The organism is Micromonospora sp. NPDC047644 (genome assembly GCF_040704315.1).
Taxonomy (GTDB): domain Bacteria; phylum Actinomycetota; class Actinomycetes; order Mycobacteriales; family Micromonosporaceae; genus Micromonospora.
This window is the reverse complement of the sequence record NZ_JBEYSY010000009.1, coordinates 257,223-275,263: the sequence shown is the minus strand read 5'-3', so window position 1 is coordinate 275,263 and position 18,041 is coordinate 257,223. Positions and strand designations below refer to the sequence as shown.

Below are 18,041 nucleotides of genomic sequence, written 5' to 3'. Positions count from 1 at the left end.
GTTTGACACAGCGGTCCAGCGGCGTCGACGAGGCGAATCGTGTCGGCCGGTCCCGTCAATCGGACCGGAGGTGATCGTCCAATTTGGCCGCCACCCTGTCGCACGGCGGACAGGCCACCGCCCGATAGTGCGGCGAGACGACTATTTACTGTCATGGAGACAATAAATAGTCCGCCGATTGCTGTCAACAGGACATGAAATATCCTGAGGCGGTGACCGGACGTCCACATGAGCAACTGCGGCTTACTGCCGACCTGGCGATCCTCACCGTCCGTGGCGGCCGCTTGGAGGTGCTGACCGTCAATCGGGGCAACGAGCCCTTCCGCGGCCGGCCCGCGCTTCCCGGCGGCTTCGTCCGCCCTCGTGAGACGGTTGACGAGACGGCCGTCCGAGAGCTTGCGGAGGAGACGGGCCTGGCCGGACTACACCTGGAACAACTCCGCGTGTTCAGCGATCCGAAGCGTGATCCGCGCGGCCGGGTGGTCACAGTCGCCTACCTGGCGGTCGCACCGGACCTGCCGGCACCCCGAGCCGGGTCTGACGCCATGGCAGCCGCCTGGGAACCGGTCGACCGGATGCTCGGCCCGCACGGGGACCTCGCATTCGACCATACGGCGATCCTGGCTGCCGCCTTGGAGCGGGCTCGCACCAAGCTGGAGTACACGACCCTGGCTACGGCATTTTGCGACGACACCTTCACCATCGCCGATCTGCGGGGGGTCTACGAGGCGCTGTGGGGAATCGGCCTGGACCACCGCAACTTCAGTCGTAAGGTACTCAACACCAACGGTTTCATCGTCGCCACCGGTCGGCGAACCTCCTCCCGGCTGGGTCGACCGGCGATGCTCTACCAGCGTGGATCGGCGGACAACCTGCATCCGCCGATGCTGCGGCAGTCGCTGCATCCCGAGGCGGCAGGCGACTGACCGTCGCTAGGTGGTCAGCACGATCGGTCGCCCACACTCCCAGAGCGTTTCAAACTGTCCCTGGAACAGCGCGTACCAGTGTCCGTCGCGCCCGGCCTGCAGGGTGAAGCACGGGTCCGAGGCCAGCGTCCGATGTTGATAGATCTCCACGTGGATCCGCCCATGCGGCTCCTTGGGGTCGAGCAGGCACATGCCGAACGTCGGCACGAACGGCAGCAGCCTCAGCTCGAGGCGACTGCCGTCGGGTGATGTGGACGCGACCACCCGCAGCAGATCTTCGGTAGCGGCCACTCGATGGCGGTAGAAGTCCGCGGCGTCGGCCTTGCGGCTGCGTGCCACGGCCTCCACACCCGCGCTGCTCTCCGTGTCGATCAGCAGCACCCGCACCCGTCCGCCAGCCGCCAACCGCCGTTCGAGGACCGGCAGGAGGTCGCGGACCGTACGGGTCAACGTCACCCCCACGAGGCCGATGTCGCTGGCGGTTGCGGCCTCGGCGTCCAGCCCAGGCATCCGCGCGAGCAGGAACCGGCTGGCGGGCAGAGGGCCGTCCGCCTCAATGGCCAGATGGTCCAGCGCTCGGCCGATCGCCTCGGTCTGGTGCCGTCCCGCGAGTACCGACGTGGCGATGACGGCAAGAACGGCAAGTGTCGCCGCGGCAATGACCCCAGCGTCCACCACGCTCAACACACCCAGCACAGCCACGACAGCCGCCACCAGAACCGCGATGTACAGATCGGCGTTGCGGCCCCTGCGGAGGTCGGCAGCGACGGTGCGCAGCGGCGACATCCGATGGGCTCGGGCCGGAGGACCAGGGTGGCTCGTGGTCGGCGGCATACTGAGAATCTGTCACACCGCCGCCAGCCGCCCCAGGAGCTGAGGCTCTGTCGCGCCGGAAAGGGAGAGTGGCCGCGCGTACCGGCGTGTGACCCGCCGGGTCGATGGGTCACCACACCCGACTGTGATGTGCGTTCGTCGGACAACTCGCGTCTGAACGCATGGGCTTGTCACCGGCACAGCCCGAGGCCGCAAACAGGCACAAACCCTCCTCGGTCGACCCTATGGTTACCGGGAGGCTGGCGTCGAGACGTCTCCATGCCGAAGGGGAGTCGGTCGCGATGCGGGAAATCAGTGACGAGTTCTTCTTGACGATGGCAGAAGTGTCCGCCGCTCTTGTCGGCACACTTCTCGTCGGAGTCTTCTTCTACCTCGACTCCGACCTGCACAAGAACCGCCAGGGCGCAGCCGCGGCCGACCGCTACATGCGCTCGGGAGTGCGGTGGATCTTCTTGGTGTCGGCCGTTCCGCTCCTCGTGTCCCTCACACTCGCCGGCCTGGAGCCGTTCTGGGGTGCTCTCACCTTCATCGCGCTCTCGGTCGTGCTGGTTGCCCTGACTGCCAATACGACCTACCGCACACTCGCTCGCGGCGCCTCGGCCATATCGACCGCCTTCGTCATCAACGAAGTCGCCACCACGGCCGCTGTCGTCGTCCTTGTCACGCTGCCCTGGGTGCTTGGTGGCTGGGTGCCACCGCCATCTGCCTTCGTACCCTCGCTTCTGCTGGCCCTGGGATCCGGCTTCTTCAGCATCGTGGCGCTCGTCATGACTCTCTTCGGGCCGGCCCGGCAGGACGACACCCCCGGATAGCACCCGCCGTGCGCTCGGGCGCTCCAGGCTCTCGGGCGCCGACCGGTTGTGTGGCGCGGCTCGGGCAGCCCATCGACCACCCGGACGTCGCTCTCCCTCGAGTCACCACCCTTGCGCCGGTCAGCGGGGGTGGACCAGGCCGTTGTCGTACGCGAAGATCACCGCCTGGATCCGGTCGCGGGCGCCGATCTTGAACAGGACCCGTCCGACGTGCTTCTTCACTGTCGACTCGGTCAGCGTGAAGCGTTCGGCGATCTCGGTGTTGGTGGCGCCTTGACCGATCGCCTCGAGCACCTCGCGCTCCCGCTCGCTCAGCGTGCCCAGGCGGGGATCCTCGGACGTGGCCGGTGCCGGTTCCTGCAGGTAGGCGTCCATCAGCTTGCGGGTCAGGCTGGGAGCCACCACCGAGTCGCCGGCAGCCACGGCGCGGATGGCCGCGATGAGCTCTTCGGGCCGGGCGTCCTTGAGCAGGAAACCGCTGGCCCCGGCCCGCAACCCGGCATAGACGTACTCATCCAGTTCGAAGGTGGTCAGGATCAGGACGCGGGTGCGCGAGCCGGCCGCCGTGATGCGCCGGGTCGCCTCGATGCCGTCCATGCCGGGCATGCGTACGTCCATCAGCACCACGTCGGGGCGGCTCTGGTCGATCATCCGGACCGCCTCGGCGCCGCCCGATGCCTCGCCGACGACGGTCATTCCGGGAGTTCCATCGAGCAGCATCTTGAAACCCATACGCTGCAGCGGCTGGTCGTCGGCGATCAGCACGGTTGTCATGCGGGCTCCTTGAGGACGACGTCGACCACCCAGCCGTGCTCGGCCGGGCCGGCGGTCACCACCCCGCCGTACATGGCTCCGCGTTCACGCATGCCGAGCAGACCGTGGCTCGGGGCGGCGGGGGCGCCCCGGCCGTTGTCGCGTACGCGGACCCGTACCTCCCCGTCGGAGACGCTGAGACTCAGGTCGGCGGTCGCGCCCCGCCCGGCGTGTTTGAGGACGTTGGTGAGCGCTTCCTGGACGATGCGGTAGACCGCGAGCTGCAGCCCCTTGCTGAGGGTGTGCAGCTCGCCCGAGGTGGAGTAGGTGACTGGCAGCCCTGCTGCCCGCACGCTCGGCAGCAGCCGGTCGAGGTCGTCGATGTCGGGCTGCGGCCTCAGTTGCGGGTCGGTGTCCTCCCCGCGTAGCACGCCCAGCACCCGGCGCAGCTCCGCGAGCGCCTGGCGGCCGGTCTCGCCGATCAGCCGGAGCGGTTCGGCGGTCTGCTCCCGCCGCGATGTGGCGAGGGCGGCGCTGCCGTCGGCGAGGCCGACGATCACGGACACGTGGTGGCCGACGATGTCGTGCATCTCCCGGGCCACCCGGGCCCGCTCCTCAGCGACGGCCAGGCGGGCCTGCTGATCCCGCTCGATCTCGAGGCGGGCGGCCCGGTCCTCCAGGGCGATGAGGTACGCCCGGCGGGTGCGCACCGCGACGCCGGACGCGACCGCCGCCACTATCGCCCCGAGAGCCAGCAACGACGTGAGGGTGCGGTCCTGCGTGACCGACCCGAACAGGTAGATCTCGGCGAGCATCTGGGCCACCGTGATCCCGGACGCCCAGGCCAGCGACCGCCAGGTACCTCGGGAGGCCACCCCGAAGAGCATCACCAGCAGGATCACCCCGGCGCCGACGCTGATGCCCATCCTGCTCAGGAGCAGGTCGGTGGCTACGGTGGCCAGGAACGCCGGGAACGGGTACCGCCGCCGCCAGTACAGCGGTGGCAGCAGCACCAGGGTCGCGATGATCGCCGACAGGGGTTTCTCGATGATGTTCGGGATGCTGAAGAGCACGATCGGAACGGCCACCAGGGTGTCCGTCATCCACGGGTGGCGCCGGTCGAACGCCCGCAGCCGTGCCTGCCGGTCCACGAGCCATCCCTGCGTGCTCATCGCCCGAGTCTCCCTTACGCGTCGGTCTTCTTGAGCCGATAAGCGGCGGCGGCGAGCGTCACGACCACGTACCCGGCGAAGACCGCGAGACCGGCCCACGGACCCAGCGTGCCGTCCGTGGGAGTCAGTTCCATCACCGCGCCGCCGGCGTTGCTGGGAAGGTACGGGGTGACGGCATCGGCGATCGAGTCCGGCAGCAGCGGGGCCAGGCCGGGCACGATCAGCAGCAGGCCGGCAAGGATCGTGATGGCGCCGGCGCTGGAGCGGACGAGCATGCCGAGCGCGACGCCGAGCACCGCGACCAGGCCGAGATAGCCGCCAGCGCCGAGCAGGGCCCGCAGCACGCCGTCGTCACCCAGGCCCGAGGCGTCGACATTGTCGTTGAGGACGGCCGATCCTGCGGCGAAGGCGGCGAAAGCGCCGACGGTCATCGTGACGAAGGCGGCCAAGCCAGCCACGAGGCTCTTCGACCACAGCACCGGCAACCGGCGCGGCACCGCGGCGAGGGTCGCCCGGATCATGCCGGTGGTGTATTCGCTCGCGCCCAGCAGCACGCCGAGCACGCCAACGGACAGGGCGGCCAGGGCGCTGCCGGACAGGATCAGGCCCACCGAACTCATGTTGTCGCCCGAGAAGGACGCGGAGGCGATCATGCCGAAGACGATCAGGAGGAAGACGGAGATGCCGGTCGTGATCCAGGTGGAGCGCAGAGAGGAGAACTTGGTCCATTCGGCGGCGACAACGCCACCAGGGGTGATCTTCATCGGGCGGCCTCGTATTCAACAGCGTCGCGGGTCAGGTCCATGAACGCCTCTTCCAGCGAGGCGTTCTGCGGGGTGAGCTCGAACAGCGGGATGCCGCGGGCGGCCGCGGCCAGCCCGATCACGCGGGCGGAGGCGCCGGCGACGAGCAGTTCCTCGGCACCTGTCGAGGTGACCGTGACGCCCGGGCCGGCAATCGTCGTGCGCAGCGCGTCCGGGGCGGGAGTGACGACCCGGACCCCCTCGGCGGTCACGAAGTCGGCCACGGTGGTGTCGGCCAGCAGTTTGCCCCGGCCGATGATGACCAGGTGGTCCGCGATCCGCGAGACCTCGCTCATCAGGTGCGAGGACAGCATCACGGTGCGACCTTCGGCGGCCAGGCCGGTGAGCAGGTTGCGCACCCACAGGACACCCTCGGGGTCGAGGCCGTTGACCGGCTCGTCGAGCATCACCACGGCCGGGTCGCCGAGCAGCGCGGCGGCGATGCCGAGCCGCTGACCCATGCCGAGGGAGGATGCGCCGACCCGCTTGTGGGCGACGGCCGAGAGGCCGACCAGGTCGAGCACCTCATCGACGCGCGAACGCGCAATGCCGTTCGTCCGGGCCATGGAGAGCAGATGGCTGACCGCCGTACGCCCCGGGTGCACGGCCTTGGCCTCGAGCAGAACGCCGATCTCGTGCAGCGGTGCCTTCGACGATGTGTAGGGCTTGCCGTTGACCAGGACGTCGCCAGAGGTCGGCGCATCGAGACCGACGATCATCCGCATGGTCGTTGACTTGCCGGCGCCGTTGGGTCCGAGGAAGCCGGTGACCTGTCCGGGCTTCGCGGTGAACGACAGCTGGTCGACGACCGTCTTCGCCCCGTACCGCTTGGTTACCTCACGTATCTGAATCATGCTCACCACGCTAGGTCTGGGCGCAGCCCTCATCGTGGTACCGCGGTCGGCTCTTCCGACCCGCCAGTGGTACCCAGGTTCTACCGGCCGTCGCCGCGTCAGGCGCGGCGGATCGGCACCCGCTGCCACCAGGTGAGGCACCGCCAGAGCCATTCGAGCGGGCCGTACCGGAACCAGCGCAGCCACAGCACGCTGAAGATCGCCTGTACGACTCCGATCGCCAGGCCCAGTCCGACGACGGCCGAGTAGGAGGACCGGGAGCCTATGTCGAGCAGCGCATCACCGCCCACGATCAGGAACGACGCGCCGACGTAGTTGGTGAGCGCCACCCGGCCGAGCGGTGACAGCAGCGCGCCGAGCGGCCGTCGCAGGGCGGTTCGCATCAGCAGCAGGAACCCGACGGTGAAGAGGAAGGCGAAGGCGAGACCGGCCGGCAGGATGCGGTAGTTGGCGGTCGGGCCGACTCCAGCCCGGAACTGCAACCAGCCCATGACCGCGGCGACCGGCACCGCGACGGCGAGGGCGAGGGCGAGTTGCCGGCCCCGCGACGGCAGGGTGTCCGGGATGCCGTACTCCGCGATCGCCAGACCGAGCAGGAAGAGCCCCGGAATGATGAAGACACCGTTGAAGGTCAACGCGGCGGCGAGGGTCAACACGATGCCCAGCCCGAGCGCCCAGCGCCGGGACAGGTACGACGCCGGCAGGAGCACGACCAGCCCGAACACGGCGTAGAACTTCAGCACCTCACCGGGCTGGATCAGGGTGTGCAGCGCGCCGAAGAGACCCAGCCAGAGCAGCCGGCGCAGCAGCACCAGTCGGGGCCGGTCGGTGCGCCGAGCCGCCGTCCGCAGGAAGAGCGAGAAGCTGATCCCGAAGAGCAGCGAGAAGATCGGAAACGGCCGCTGCACGAAGAGCAGCTCCCAGAGGTACGCGCCGACGTGCTCATCCGCCGGCCCGGAAACCCGGGTCAGGTGCGTCATCTGGACGATGTTGAACATGACGATGCCGAGGAGCGCGAGCCCACGCAGCGCGTCAAGTTCGTCGATGCGGTGGGGCCCGGCTGGTTGCGCCACGGAATCAGTCGAGGGTGCCATCCGTCAATGCCACAGCAGTCGTACCCGGTCGGGACAGGCCCGGAGGTCGCCCGCGCGACCTACCTTCGTCGCGTCCCCCGGTCCCTTCGTCGGCCCCGCTGGTGCTCGCCGCGCCGATCCTGGCCGGCCCGGCTAACCTGCAACGCATGAGCGCGGTGGACCGCCGAAGGGTGCCGCCGCTCGCCGTCGACGTGCTGCTGGTCGTCGTAGCGGCGGCGGCCGGCGTGGCCCGTGAGGTCGCCTTCCCGAGCGCCGGGTCGAGGCATCTCCCGGCCCCCGTCTGGGTCTACGCGGTGATGCAGGTCGCCGCGGCGGCCACCCTGCTGCTGCGCCGGCGCCGGCCGTACCCGATGGCCCTGGTCATCGCCGGCGTCAGCCTGCTGGTGCCGGCGTCGGCGGTCTTCCTCGTGCCGTACGCGGTGATCGTTTACGGTCGCGACCGCCGGCGGTCCTGGGCGGTGATCGTGGTGCTCGGGGTGTGCTGGCTGCTCGGCGCGCGGCTCTGGACGGTCGACGACCCGTTCAGCGGGCCCGGACTGCTGGCCATCTCGGCCCTGCTCGGCCTCTACGTGAGTGCCCGCCGCCGGCTCGTCGCGGAGTTGCTCGACCGCGCCGAACGCGCCGAGCAGGAGCGGCTGCTCCTTGCCGAGCAGGCCCGTAGCGACGAGCGGCTCCGGATCGCCGGCGAGATGCACGACGTGGTGACCCATCGGATCAACCTGATGGTGCTGCACGCCGGGGCGCTGGGCACCAGCACCACGGATCCCGCCGTTCGCAGCGCCGCCGAGGAGCTGCGAACGACGGGCTGCCAGGCGCTGGCCGAGCTGCGCGACCTGGTCGGCGTGCTGCGGCACGGCGACCCACCGACGACCCGCGTCGCGACGGAGGACCCGGCCGCGGAGGGCGACCTGAACGATCTCGTGACCGACTCGCGCGCGGTCGGTCTGCCGGTCCGTCTCGACGAGGAGGGTGACCCGTCGGCGCTGGCACCGGCCATGCGGCGCACCCTCTTCCGGGTGGTGCAGGAATCGCTGACGAACGTGCACAAGCACGCGCCGGGCTCGCGGGTGACCGTGTCGATCCGCTATCAGCCGGATCTGGTCCGCGCGACAGTGACCAACGACCGGCCCGAGCGTGCTCCCGACCCGGACCTCGCCGCCGCCGGCGGGGGCTGCGGCCTGGCCGGCCTGCGGAGTCGGGTCGACGTGCTGGGCGGCACCCTGGCCGCGGCGGCGACCCCGGAGGGCGGCTTCGTGGTGCGGGCGACCCTTCCCGGGTACGTGCCGCGATGATCCGGATCCTGCTCGTCGACGACGAACGGATGGTCTGCGCCTACCTACGGACGATTCTCGCAGCGGCCCCCGACGTCGAGGTCGTCGGCGAGGCGTACGACGGCGCGGAGGCCGTGGAGGCGGTGACCCGGTTCCGGCCGGACCTGGTCCTGATGGACCTGCGGATGCCGGGCGTCGACGGGCTCACCGCCATCGAGCACCTCACCCGGTCCTCCGCGCCACCGAGGATCGTCGCGCTGACCACGTTCGACCTCGACGAGTACGTGCTGCGGGCCATGCGGGCGGGTGCCGTCGGCTTCCTGCTCAAGTCGACGGCGCCGGAGGATCTCCTCAATCTGGTACGGGTCGCCGCCGCCGGGCACACGGTGCTGTCCCCGACCGCGACTCAGCGGCTGGTGTTGAGCCGACACGGCGGAGAGCGGGTCCGGGAACTGGTCGCCACGCTCACCGCCCGGGAGGTGGAGGTCCTCGGTTGTCTGGGCGCCGGCCGCTCCAACCAGCAGATCGCCCGACGACTGCGCCTCTCCGAGGCGACGGTCAAGGGGTACGTCTCCCGACTGTTGGACAAGCTCGGCTGTGACAACCGCACCCAGGCGGGCCTGCTGGCGCACCGGGCCGGCATCCCGGCGAACTGAGGGCACCCGGTTGGGCAGCACGAACCACCTCGAGGGCGGTCGCCGACCGGCCGGTGGCCGGCTGCACCGACAGCCGGCCGCCGCGGGGGCGTGCGCTCTCTTGACCAGGCCGATCACGCCTGAGCGTCATGCTGGCGAGATCACCCGAAGAGGTTGCCGGTGATGTCGGCGTAGAAGAGGGCGGGGTCGCCGGAGAGGGAGGCCTTGACGTTGGCGGTGGGCTTGTCGGCGATGACTTCGATCTTGCCGGCCTCCAGCCCGTCGAGAGCCTGGCTGACCACCTCGTGGGGCGGGAGCTTGGGGATGTCGATGCCGGCCATCATGTCCGTGTCGGCGATCGCCAGCGCCAGGGCGGTGACCAGAGTCTTCTGGCCGGCCAACTCGAGTCGGATGCCGTTCGTCAGGGACCACTCCGCGGCCTTGGAGGCGGCGTAGCCGTTGCTGCCGGGGGCGAAGGCGTACCAGCTCAGCGCCGAGATGACGTTGAGAATGGCGCCGCCGGCCAGCTTCGGTGCGAAGGTGCGGGTGACGTTGAGGGTGCCCCAGAAGTTGGTGTCGAAGTCGCGGCGGATGTTGTCCAGGGAGGGACCGAGCAGCGGGGCTTCGGTGGAGGTGCCGGCGTTGTTGATGAGAATGTTGAGGTCGCCCACCTTGCCTGCCGCGGCCTCGATGGACGCTGGATCCGTGATGTCCATCTGGAGGGCGACGGCACCGGGGATGTCGATGCTTTCCACGCGACGGGCGGTCGCGTAGACGGTGGCGCCGCGGGCCAGGAGTGCCTCGGCGAAGGCCTTGCCGAGCCCGCGGTTGGCGCCGGTCACGAGAGCTGTCGAGCCGTTGATCTGCATACCGACACGCTAAAACCTCACGCTAACGTGAGAGGCAAGTACTGCGAGGTGGATCACGGCCGGCACGGACTGCTGGCAGCGGCACGGCGACATGCCGCCGCCGGATCGGGAACAGACGCTGCGTGGCTACGACGCCATCTACCTCGGCGCGGTGGGCTGGCCGCAGGTCGTACCCGACCATGTCTCGCTCTGGGGCAGCCTCCTGCAGTTCCGTCGGGTCTTCGACCAGTACGTGAACCTGCGCCCCTGTCGGCTCATGCCCGGCGTCCGCAGCCCCCTGGCCGGCCGGCTCCCCGGCGACATCGACTTCGTCGTCGTCCGGGAGAACACCGAGGGCGAGTACGTGGAAGTCGAACGGCTCGTTGCCGGTCCAGAGCCGGCGAATGACCGTGAGCGCCTCGGCGAGGCTGCCCACGGCGTCGGCGGTGTCGGCGAAGGGCAGGCCGTGCGCGGCGTACTCCCGCCGGGCAAGGGGATGATCGGGCCGCGACCCGACGCCGATGCCGAAGTCGAGGCGCCCGCCGGAGACGATGTCGACGACCGTGGCGATCTTGGCGAGCATCGCGGGAGGCCGGAAGCGGTTGCTGCTCACCATCACGCCCAGGCGTAGCCGCTCGGTCTGCGCGGCGAGGGCGGAGAGCAAGGTCCAGCCCTCGTACGCCGGTCCGCCCGGATCGCCATCGATGGGCATGAGGTGGTCGAACAGCCACGGGTGCTCGATCTCGGCGATGGCGTCCGCTTCCCGCCACACCCGCAGGACATCGGGGTAGTCGACGTGCATCGGGGCGGTCATGAGCCCGAAGCTGGGCGCGGGCTTGCTCGGCATGGGTGGGTTCCTCCTTCGGGCGCGAGCCAGGAAGGTCTGGCGGTGCGGCGGCGTCAGCGGCAGGCGGACGCGTAGGCGTACGTCCGCCTGCCGTCTGGTCGCTGGCGTGTCGAGTGGTCAGCGGCGGCGCAGCGCCGGCTCGAGCAGAGCGGGCGGGGTGTCGTTCTTCTCGTGGGCGGCGAGGTCGACGCCGGGGGCCACGATCGCGTCGATCGCGTCCAGCACGTCGGCCGGGAGCACCGTGTCCGCGGCGGCGAGCTGCGTGCTGAGGTGGTCCATCGTGCGGGGACCGATGATCGCGCTGGTGACGCCCGGGTGCGCGGTGACGAAGCCGAGCGCGAGCTGGATCATGCTGAGGCCGGCATCGTCGGCAACCGTGGCGAGCTGCTCGACGGCGTCGAGCTTGGCGCGGTTGGCGGGGATGCTGACGTCGAAGCGTTGCTGCATGAAGGCCGAGCGGTTCGTGCTGATCTCCCGGTCGGCGCGGATCGCCCCGGACAGCCAGCCCGACGCCAGCGGACTCCAGGCCAGCACGCCCATGCCGTACTCCTGCGTCGCGGGCAGCACGTGGGTCTCGATGCCACGCTGCAGGATCGAGTAGTTCGGCTGCTCGGTCACGTAACGGCTCAGACGCCCCTCGCGGGCGGCCCACTGCGCCTGCACGATGCGGTAGGCAGGGAAGGTCGAGGAGCCGAAGTAGCGGATCTTGCCCGCGCGCTGCAGGTCAGTCAGCGCCGACAGCGTCTCGTCGTCGCTGGTCGTCGGGTCCCACCGGTGCATCTGGTAGAGGTCGACGTGGTCGACGCCGAGGCGGCGCAGGCTGTTCTCCAGCGCGGTGACCAACCAGCGGCGCGAGCCACCCCGCTGGTTGCGCTGGTCGCCCATCGGCAGCGTCGCCTTGGTGGCCAGGACGACGTCGTCGCGGCGGTCGGCGATGGCCTTGCCGACCATCTCCTCGGACTGGCCACCGCTGTAGGCGTCGGCGGTGTCGATGAGGTTGATCCCCGCGTCGAGCGCGCCGTCGACGATGGCGGCGACGTCCTGCTGGGTGGTGTTGCCGATCCTGCCGAAGTTCATTGCGCCGAGTACGAGGGTGCTGACCTGCACGCCGGTGCGACCCAAGGTGCGGTACTGCATGACTGTTCCTCCTCCGGACGTTCAACGTCCACGGTCTGGTGGCAGCCCGCCCGGTTCAGTATGGGCAGCAACCGGAGCGGCGTTCCGGTAATCAACATACGGAACAACGTTCCGGATGCCAAGTGGAGTGACGGAGGTAACGCGACGGTGGCGCAGCATTCGGCGCAGGTGATCTATCAGTCCTTCGGACCGCAGGATCCGCCGCGGCAGGGGATCGAATTCGAGCGGGCCGTCGCCCTTTCCCTGCAACGGCCGTGCGCGCGCAGGCGATGGTGAAGATCAGAAGGGCCGGCGGCACCCCACTCACGCAGCCTCGCGCTATTCCCTACACAGCCGAGGAAGGTCCTGGAAGCGTCGAGGTCTGAACGTCCGTCACAGCGGGCCACGACTCCTGGCCTTGCCGATCAAGCCGAGGTGGGTGTGCTCGAATCCTTCGGCCGTCTTGAGGCCGTAGCCGAGGCCGCGATCGACGGCAATGTGGAACACCCAGGTAAGGGCAAGAATTCCGAGCCAGCCGATCTCGCCACCGAACCCGGCCGCGGCCACGGCTACCGCGCCCAGCACAACCGGCACCGTGTAGGAGTGCGCCAGGTTGTAGCAGAAGGCCCCGAGGCGTGGCCCCCGCAGGTAGCCGAGCATGGACACATCGAAGACGAGGAAGAGGGCAAGCAGCGACCACCATGGGTACCCGGCGGTGACGGTCACGACGACCGCGAGAGCCGCGACGGCGAGGCCCTCGACGCGTTGCGCTGAGACCGGACTCAGATACGGCATCTCACACCTCGATGTCGGTCAACGGGACACGGGTGGGTTGTCTTCCGTCGCTGGCCTGACCTCGGGACGAGGATAGACCGGGAATGGTGACCCCCGTGCGCCGTTGCCGGAGGATCAGCTCCTGCGGTCCGAGGCCGAGCGGGGGAGCTGTCCTACGACGTTGCGTGTGATCCGCGTGGGCCGGTCTGGGCAGCCCTGTCCACGAGTTCGTACCGCAGCGCCCCCGAGGGGCAGCGCCGCACCACGTCGGCCACGCGCTCGGCCTCGGCGCCGTCGGGCCGGATCCACGGGCGCTGGCCCGTGTCGAACACCTCCGGCAGGCCGCCGACGCACTCGGCGGCATGCAGGCACCGCCCCGCCTCGAAGGTGACGGTGATCTTCTTGCCCTCGTACGTCTTCTTCGCGGTTGAGCTGCTCATCGCGGCCTCCGTCGTCGCCGTGCTCGGCCGTTCAGTCACTGACCCTGCTCTGGGCCTGGTACACCAGGTCCTGGTATTCGGGGTGCCGGGCGATCCACCCCGCGATGAACGGGCAGGTGGCCAGGACCAGCAGGTTCGCGGCGCGGGCCTCGTCGAGGGCGGCGCGGGCCAGTGCTGCCCCGACTCCCTTGCCCTCGTACGCCGGCGAGACCTCGGTGTGGACGAACGCGACGAGTTCCGGGGTACGGATGTACTGCGCGACGCCCGCGACCGTCGACTCCCCGTCGACGCGAGCCTCATATCGCCTGGCCTCGGGAACGTCGCTCACTCTTACTGCCATGGGTCCTCCCTCTGTCTTCGCTGTCGGGCACAGCCGTCGTCGCGGTGGAGCGCGGTGATCCCACCGTCACCACCCCAGTGTCCGGCGGCGGTCAGCCGCGACCAGTGACACCGCGTCACCTGCGCTGATGACACGGCGTCACTAGCGGATCGGCTGCGTGCGCCCATGACGGACGCAGCCGATGCACGGCTCGTCCGGGCGTCTACTCCTTCACACCGATGTTGTCGATCGGAGGGGCGCTGAGCAGCCGTCGAGCCGGCCACACTGTGGTCGCCAGCGCCAGCAACGTCACGCCGCCGAGCAGGGCCACCCAACCGAGCGGCGGGACGTCCCAGCCGGATGAGGACGCCTGCATCGCCGACAGGGCGACCGTGCCCGCCCGCAGGTCGGCCAGGTTGCCCTCGCGCACGGCGAGGTCCATCGTCGACGTGATGCCCGCCGGGTCGACCGACTGCGCGCTGACCGCGATTCCGTCGAGCGTCCGTACCAGCACCTGCGTACGGCGCACACCGGTGGCCGCCTGCACCCCGGCCAACTCGCGGATCTCCCGTGCAGCGTCCGCGGGCAGTCCTGCCGGAGCGACAAGCACCCGCTCGGCGAGGGTTCCCGCACTGCTCTGCGTGGTGGTCTGCCGTTCCAGGTTGCTCTGCAGGAACCAGACCGAGCCACCGAACCCCACGGACAGCACGAGTGCGGTCAGGACCGTCGCCATGCCCTGCGCGTTGGCCCGCAGATTGGCCGCAGCCATGTAGCCGCTGACCCGCCACACCCGCGGCAACACCGGTGTGAGCAGGCGTGCCGCGTACGCGTTGATCCTCGGTGCGAGCAGCGCCACCGCGATGACGAACAGAAACAGCATGCCGACCGCGCCGGCCAGTGCCCCGGCCGACGCGCCGGCACCGAGCGTGAACGCCCCGAATGTGCCGGCCGCCGCCAGCGTCAGCACGCCGGCGATCAGCCGCACCCGGCCACTACGCCGAGGCTCGACAGCGATCTCACCGAGCGCCTCGATCCCGGTGACCCGGCGCGCGGCGACCAACGCGGCGAGCACCGCCACCAGGACCGCCGTACCGACCGCAGCCGGCGCCGCGAACAGACCACCGGCCGTCGGGAAGCCGGCCGGAACGAACCCCCGCCCGACCCATCTCACCGTGCACCCAGTGGGCGGCCAACAGGCCGGCCGGGCCGCCGATCGCGGAGCCGACCAGGGCGAGCAGCATGGCCTCGGCGATCAGCATGCGGCGGACCTGCCCTGGCGTGGCCGCCACCGCGCGGCAACGCCAGGTCACGTCGACGGTGCCGGACGGACAGCCCCATGGTGCCCGCCACCACGAAGACGATCAGCAGGACGACGTACCCCCCGAAAGCCGACCCGGCCTCGACCAGCAACGTCCGGGCGGCCTGGTTCTCCGACTGCTCGACGTTCCCACGGTCCTTTCCGGCGTACGTCGTGGCGCCTGCCGCCGACGCCCGCCGTAACCGGACGCCGAAGTCGTAGGGACACACACCTCATCACCGTCGCGTCGGGTGTGTGTTTCTGTGGTCGCTCTCTTGACTTCCCTCACAGTCGGGCGTAAACAAAGCACAAGCAAAACGAAACGGCGGTGAAACAACATGTACGCCGAGGAACGACAGCAGGAGATCCTTCGCATCGCCCGGGACGTGGGCCGGGTCGAGGTGACCGGCCTGGCTGATGGGCTCAACGTGACCGCGGAGACCATCCGCCGCGATCTCACCATTCTGGAGCGAGCCGGGGTGCTGCGCAGAGTCCACGGTGGAGCGATCCCGGTCGAACGGCTCGGCTTCGAGCCCGCGCTGGCGGCGCGTGACGCGGTGCTCATCGAGGAGAAGGAGCGCATCGCCAAACTCGCCCTGAACGAGGTGCCGGAGGAGGGCGCGATCATCCTCGACGCCGGCACCACGACCGCCCGGCTGGCCCAACTGCTGCCGGTCGACCGAGAGCTGACCGTCGTGGTCAACTCGCCGGTCATCGCCACGACCCTCGGTACCTATGCCAACCTCAACGTCCTGCTATTGGGTGGACGGGTCCGCGGGAAGACCCTGGCGACCGTCGACGACTGGGCGCTGTCACCGTTGGCGGACCTCTACGTCGATGTCGCGTTCATCGGCACCAACGGCATCTCGGTCGAGCGCGGGCTGACCACCCCGGACCCGTCCGAAGCGGCGGTGAAGCGGGCGATGGTCCGTGCGGCCCGCCGCACGGTGGTGGTCGCCGACCACACCAAGCTCGGCAACGACTATCTGGCCCGGTTCGCTGAGCTGGCCGACGTCGACCTGCTCATCACCGACAACCGTGCCGACCTCGACCTGGTCGGTGACCTGGAGTCCATAGGCGTTCGGGTGGCCCGCGCATGAGAGCGGGCCGGGCATGATCGTCACCGTCACCCTCAACCCCAGCCTCGACCGGGCCGTGGAGGTCGACTCACTCACCCGGGGCGAGGTCATCCGGGCTGCCACCGCTCACCTCGACCCCGGCGGCAAGGGGGTCAACGTGTCCCGTGCCCTGCTGGCCAACGGCGTGCCGTCGGTGGCGGTGCTGCCGTCCGGCGGTGACGAGGGAAACCAGCTCATCCGCCTTCTCAAGGCGGAGGGCGTGGAGGTTCTCGCGGTCTCGATCGCCGGAAAAACCCGTTCCAACATCACCCTGGCCGAGCCCGACGGCACGGTCACCAAGATCAACGAGCCTGGCCCGACCCTGTGCCGCGCCGAGTTCGACGAGGTGATCGACAGTGTGCTCGCCCGTGCCAGCGGCGCCGACTGGGTCGTGCTGTGCGGCAGCGTCCCGCCCGGTCTGCCCGCCGACGCCTACGCGCAGGTGTGCCGGAAGCTGCGCGCCGCCGACGTCCGGGTCGCCGTCGACACCAGCGGTCCCGCCCTGCGCGAGGCCGCCCTTGCCGGGGCGACCCTGCTCAAGCCCAACCGCGACGAACTGGCCGACGTGGTCGGCGCCCCGCTGAAGGACCTCGGCGATGTGGTCGATGCCGCTCAGCGCCTGCGGGCATGGGGCGCCGGCACCGTCGTTGCCAGCCTCGGCGCCGACGGCGCTGTCCTGGTCGACGCCGAAGGGGTCCGCAGCGGCACCTGCCCGGTCGCCCGGCCCCGTAGCACCGTCGGCGCCGGCGACGCGCTGCTCGCCGGGTTCCTCGCCGCAGGCGCACAGGGTGCCCCCGCCCTCGCCGAAGGCCTTGCCTGGGGCGCCGCCGCGGTGAGCCTGCCCGGCAGCCGGATGCCCGGTCCAGCGGACCTGCTCCGCCACCACGTCACCATCCACCCCTAGCCGGACGAGCTTCTTCCCCCGCAGCCGTCCGGACCGCCCCTCGATGAAGGAGATACCCCCGTGACCTCCTCTTCCTACACACCAGAGGTGAAGGGCCAGGGCATCAAAGCCACTGTGCAACGCCTCGGCGGCTACCTGGCCGCGATGGTCATGCCCAACATCGGCGCGTTCATCGCCTGGGGCCTGATCACCGCACTGTTCATCCCGACCGGCTGGATCCCCAACAAGACCCTGGCCGAACTGGTCGGCCCGATGATCAGCATCCTGCTACCGGTGCTCATCGGCTACACCGGCGGCCGGCTGGTCCACGGCCAACGCGGTGCCGTCGTCGGCGCGGTGGCGACCATGGGGCTCGTCGTCGGCGCGGATGTGCCGATGATCCTCGGCGCGATGATCATCGGGCCGCTCACGGCGTATGTCCTCAGGCTCTTCGACGGTCTGATCGAAGACAGGATCCGCCCCGGCTTCGAGATGCTGGTCGACAACTTCAGCGCCGGCATCATCGGTGCCGGGATGGCCATCGGCGGCGTCTACGGCATCGGCCCGGTGGTCGAATGGCTCACCAAGCAAGCCGGCTCGGGCGTCGACTGGCTCGTCGGCAGGGACCTGCTGCCGCTGACCTCGGTACTCGTCGAACCCGCCAAGGTGCTCTTCCTCAACAACGCCATCAACCACGGCGTCTTCGGCCCGCTGGGCATCGCCGAGGCGGCCGACAAGGGCAAGTCGATCCTGTTCATGATCGAGTCGAACCCCGGCCCCGGCCTCGGTCTGCTGCTCGCCTTCATGGTCTTCGGCCCCCGCGCGCTGCGCCCCAGCGCCCCGGCCGCGATCATCGTGCAGTTCCTCGGCGGCATCCACGAGATCTACTTCCCGTACGTGTTGATGAAGCCGAAGCTGATCCTCGCCATGATCGCCGGCGGTGCGGCCGGCGTCGGCACCTTCGTGATCACCGGTGCCGGCCTGGTCGCCACCCCCTCGCCGGGCAGCATCTTCGCCTACCTCGCCGTCACCCCCAAGGGCGGCCACTTCGGGGTCATCCTCGGTGTCGTGATCGCCGCCGCCGTCACCTTCGCGGTCGCCTCGGCTCTGCTCGGCTTCGGCCGCGGCGAGCCCGCCGCGGACGCCGTCGGCCCGGACGAGGAGACGGCTGTCCGCCCAGACGAGGAAGGGGCTGTCGACCCCGATGAGACCCCCCACAAGTCGGCAAAGCAGGAGGTCTGAATC

The 18,041-nt window shown here is 69.9% G+C and carries 20 protein-coding genes and 2 pseudogenes; 9 read left to right on the top strand and 13 right to left on the bottom strand.

All coding sequences use genetic code 11. The annotated features are described in order from the left end of the window. Positions 1 to 194: 194 nt before the first annotated feature. On the top strand, positions 195 to 926 hold the full coding sequence (locus AB0877_RS17245; RefSeq protein WP_366609779.1) for an NUDIX domain-containing protein: 732 nt from the start codon (positions 195 to 197) through the stop codon (positions 924 to 926). Between the two features lie 6 nt (positions 927 to 932). On the opposite strand, the gene AB0877_RS17240 is transcribed toward AB0877_RS17245, so the two are convergent. Then, positions 933 to 1,712, bottom strand: a complete 780-nt coding sequence (locus tag AB0877_RS17240) for a hypothetical protein (protein ID WP_366609778.1) — start codon at positions 1,710 to 1,712, stop codon at positions 933 to 935. 329 nt (positions 1,713 to 2,041) lie between these two features. Here AB0877_RS17240 and AB0877_RS17235 point away from each other — a divergent pair, with 329 nt between their 5' ends. Further along, entirely contained in the window at positions 2,042 to 2,572 is a 531-nt protein-coding gene (locus AB0877_RS17235; RefSeq protein ID WP_366609776.1) for a hypothetical protein, read from the top strand. A gap of 120 nt (positions 2,573 to 2,692) precedes the next feature. Here the strand turns inward: AB0877_RS17235 and AB0877_RS17230 are convergent, their stop codons facing one another. The 5 genes from AB0877_RS17230 to AB0877_RS17210 form a co-directional block, all read right to left on the bottom strand. Next, on the bottom strand, positions 2,693 to 3,346 hold the full coding sequence (locus AB0877_RS17230; RefSeq protein ID WP_366609775.1) for a response regulator transcription factor: 654 nt from the start codon (positions 3,344 to 3,346) through the stop codon (positions 2,693 to 2,695). After that, positions 3,343 to 4,497: a sensor histidine kinase gene (locus tag AB0877_RS17225; RefSeq protein WP_366609773.1), complete on the bottom strand. Its 1,155-nt coding sequence runs from the start codon at positions 4,495 to 4,497 to the stop codon at positions 3,343 to 3,345. The genes AB0877_RS17230 and AB0877_RS17225 overlap by 4 nt, the downstream gene beginning before the upstream one ends. 14 nt (positions 4,498 to 4,511) lie before the next feature. Further along, positions 4,512 to 5,261, bottom strand: a complete 750-nt coding sequence (locus tag AB0877_RS17220) for an ABC transporter permease (protein ID WP_366609771.1) — start codon at positions 5,259 to 5,261, stop codon at positions 4,512 to 4,514. Next, entirely contained in the window at positions 5,258 to 6,154 is an 897-nt protein-coding gene (locus AB0877_RS17215; protein ID WP_366609769.1) for an ABC transporter ATP-binding protein, read from the bottom strand. Before AB0877_RS17215 ends, AB0877_RS17220 begins: the two co-directional genes overlap by 4 nt. Positions 6,155 to 6,252: 98 nt before the next feature. Beyond that, positions 6,253 to 7,227 carry a DUF418 domain-containing protein gene (locus tag AB0877_RS17210; RefSeq protein ID WP_366609767.1) on the bottom strand — a complete coding sequence of 325 codons (975 nt, stop codon included), beginning with the start codon at positions 7,225 to 7,227 and terminating at the stop codon, positions 6,253 to 6,255. Between the two features lie 167 nt (positions 7,228 to 7,394). Between AB0877_RS17210 and AB0877_RS17205 the strand changes: the two genes are divergently transcribed. Then, positions 7,395 to 8,540: a histidine kinase gene (locus AB0877_RS17205; protein WP_366609765.1), complete on the top strand. Its 1,146-nt coding sequence runs from the start codon at positions 7,395 to 7,397 to the stop codon at positions 8,538 to 8,540. Continuing rightward, complete coding sequence (locus AB0877_RS17200) at positions 8,537 to 9,175, top strand: response regulator transcription factor (protein ID WP_366609764.1); 639 nt, start codon at positions 8,537 to 8,539, stop codon at positions 9,173 to 9,175. Before AB0877_RS17205 ends, AB0877_RS17200 begins: the two co-directional genes overlap by 4 nt. Positions 9,176 to 9,315: 140 nt before the next feature. On the opposite strand, the gene AB0877_RS17195 is transcribed toward AB0877_RS17200, so the two are convergent. Next, positions 9,316 to 10,023 (bottom strand): SDR family oxidoreductase, encoded by a 708-nt coding sequence (locus AB0877_RS17195; RefSeq protein WP_366609763.1) that lies wholly within the window; start codon positions 10,021 to 10,023, stop codon positions 9,316 to 9,318. A gap of 115 nt (positions 10,024 to 10,138) precedes the next feature. On the opposite strand from AB0877_RS17195, the pseudogene AB0877_RS17190 reads away from it, so the two are divergent. Next, positions 10,139 to 10,366, top strand: a pseudogene (locus AB0877_RS17190) (isocitrate/isopropylmalate family dehydrogenase); the annotation flags it as partial. Between the two features lie 60 nt (positions 10,367 to 10,426). On the opposite strand, the pseudogene AB0877_RS17185 reads toward AB0877_RS17190, so the two are convergent. From AB0877_RS17185 to AB0877_RS17160, 6 genes and pseudogenes are all read right to left on the bottom strand, one after another. Next, positions 10,427 to 10,804, bottom strand: a pseudogene (locus tag AB0877_RS17185) (LLM class flavin-dependent oxidoreductase); the annotation flags it as partial. Positions 10,805 to 10,966: 162 nt separating this feature from the next. Beyond that, positions 10,967 to 11,986 carry an aldo/keto reductase gene (locus tag AB0877_RS17180; RefSeq protein ID WP_366609762.1) on the bottom strand — a complete coding sequence of 340 codons (1,020 nt, stop codon included), beginning with the start codon at positions 11,984 to 11,986 and terminating at the stop codon, positions 10,967 to 10,969. Positions 11,987 to 12,358: 372 nt separating this feature from the next. After that, complete coding sequence (locus AB0877_RS17175) at positions 12,359 to 12,760, bottom strand: DUF4260 family protein (protein ID WP_366609760.1); 402 nt, start codon at positions 12,758 to 12,760, stop codon at positions 12,359 to 12,361. A 152-nt stretch (positions 12,761 to 12,912) separates the two neighbouring features. Beyond that, the gene (locus AB0877_RS17170) at positions 12,913 to 13,179 is read right to left on the bottom strand and encodes a (4Fe-4S)-binding protein (RefSeq protein WP_366609758.1); all 267 of its coding nucleotides are present in this window, start codon (positions 13,177 to 13,179) and stop codon (positions 12,913 to 12,915) included. A gap of 31 nt (positions 13,180 to 13,210) precedes the next feature. Beyond that, entirely contained in the window at positions 13,211 to 13,519 is a 309-nt protein-coding gene (locus AB0877_RS17165; protein WP_366609756.1) for a GNAT family N-acetyltransferase, read from the bottom strand. A 202-nt stretch (positions 13,520 to 13,721) separates the two neighbouring features. Further along, positions 13,722 to 14,669 carry a hypothetical protein gene (locus AB0877_RS17160; RefSeq protein WP_366609754.1) on the bottom strand — a complete coding sequence of 316 codons (948 nt, stop codon included), beginning with the start codon at positions 14,667 to 14,669 and terminating at the stop codon, positions 13,722 to 13,724. A 165-nt stretch (positions 14,670 to 14,834) separates the two neighbouring features. Between AB0877_RS17160 and AB0877_RS17155 the strand changes: the two genes are divergently transcribed. The 4 genes from AB0877_RS17155 (at position 14,835) to AB0877_RS17140 (ending at position 18,038) form a co-directional block, all read left to right on the top strand. Further along, positions 14,835 to 15,017, top strand: coding sequence for a hypothetical protein (locus tag AB0877_RS17155; RefSeq protein ID WP_366609752.1), 183 nt, complete (start codon positions 14,835 to 14,837; stop codon positions 15,015 to 15,017). Between the two features lie 116 nt (positions 15,018 to 15,133). Beyond that, positions 15,134 to 15,895, top strand: coding sequence for a DeoR/GlpR family DNA-binding transcription regulator (locus tag AB0877_RS17150; RefSeq protein WP_366609750.1), 762 nt, complete (start codon positions 15,134 to 15,136; stop codon positions 15,893 to 15,895). Positions 15,896 to 15,908: 13 nt separating this feature from the next. After that, positions 15,909 to 16,817: a 1-phosphofructokinase gene (pfkB, locus tag AB0877_RS17145; protein ID WP_366609748.1), complete on the top strand. Its 909-nt coding sequence runs from the start codon at positions 15,909 to 15,911 to the stop codon at positions 16,815 to 16,817. Between the two features lie 60 nt (positions 16,818 to 16,877). Further along, positions 16,878 to 18,038 carry a PTS mannitol transporter subunit IICB gene (locus AB0877_RS17140; RefSeq protein WP_366609746.1) on the top strand — a complete coding sequence of 387 codons (1,161 nt, stop codon included), beginning with the start codon at positions 16,878 to 16,880 and terminating at the stop codon, positions 18,036 to 18,038. The last annotated feature ends 3 nt before the right edge of the window (positions 18,039 to 18,041 follow it).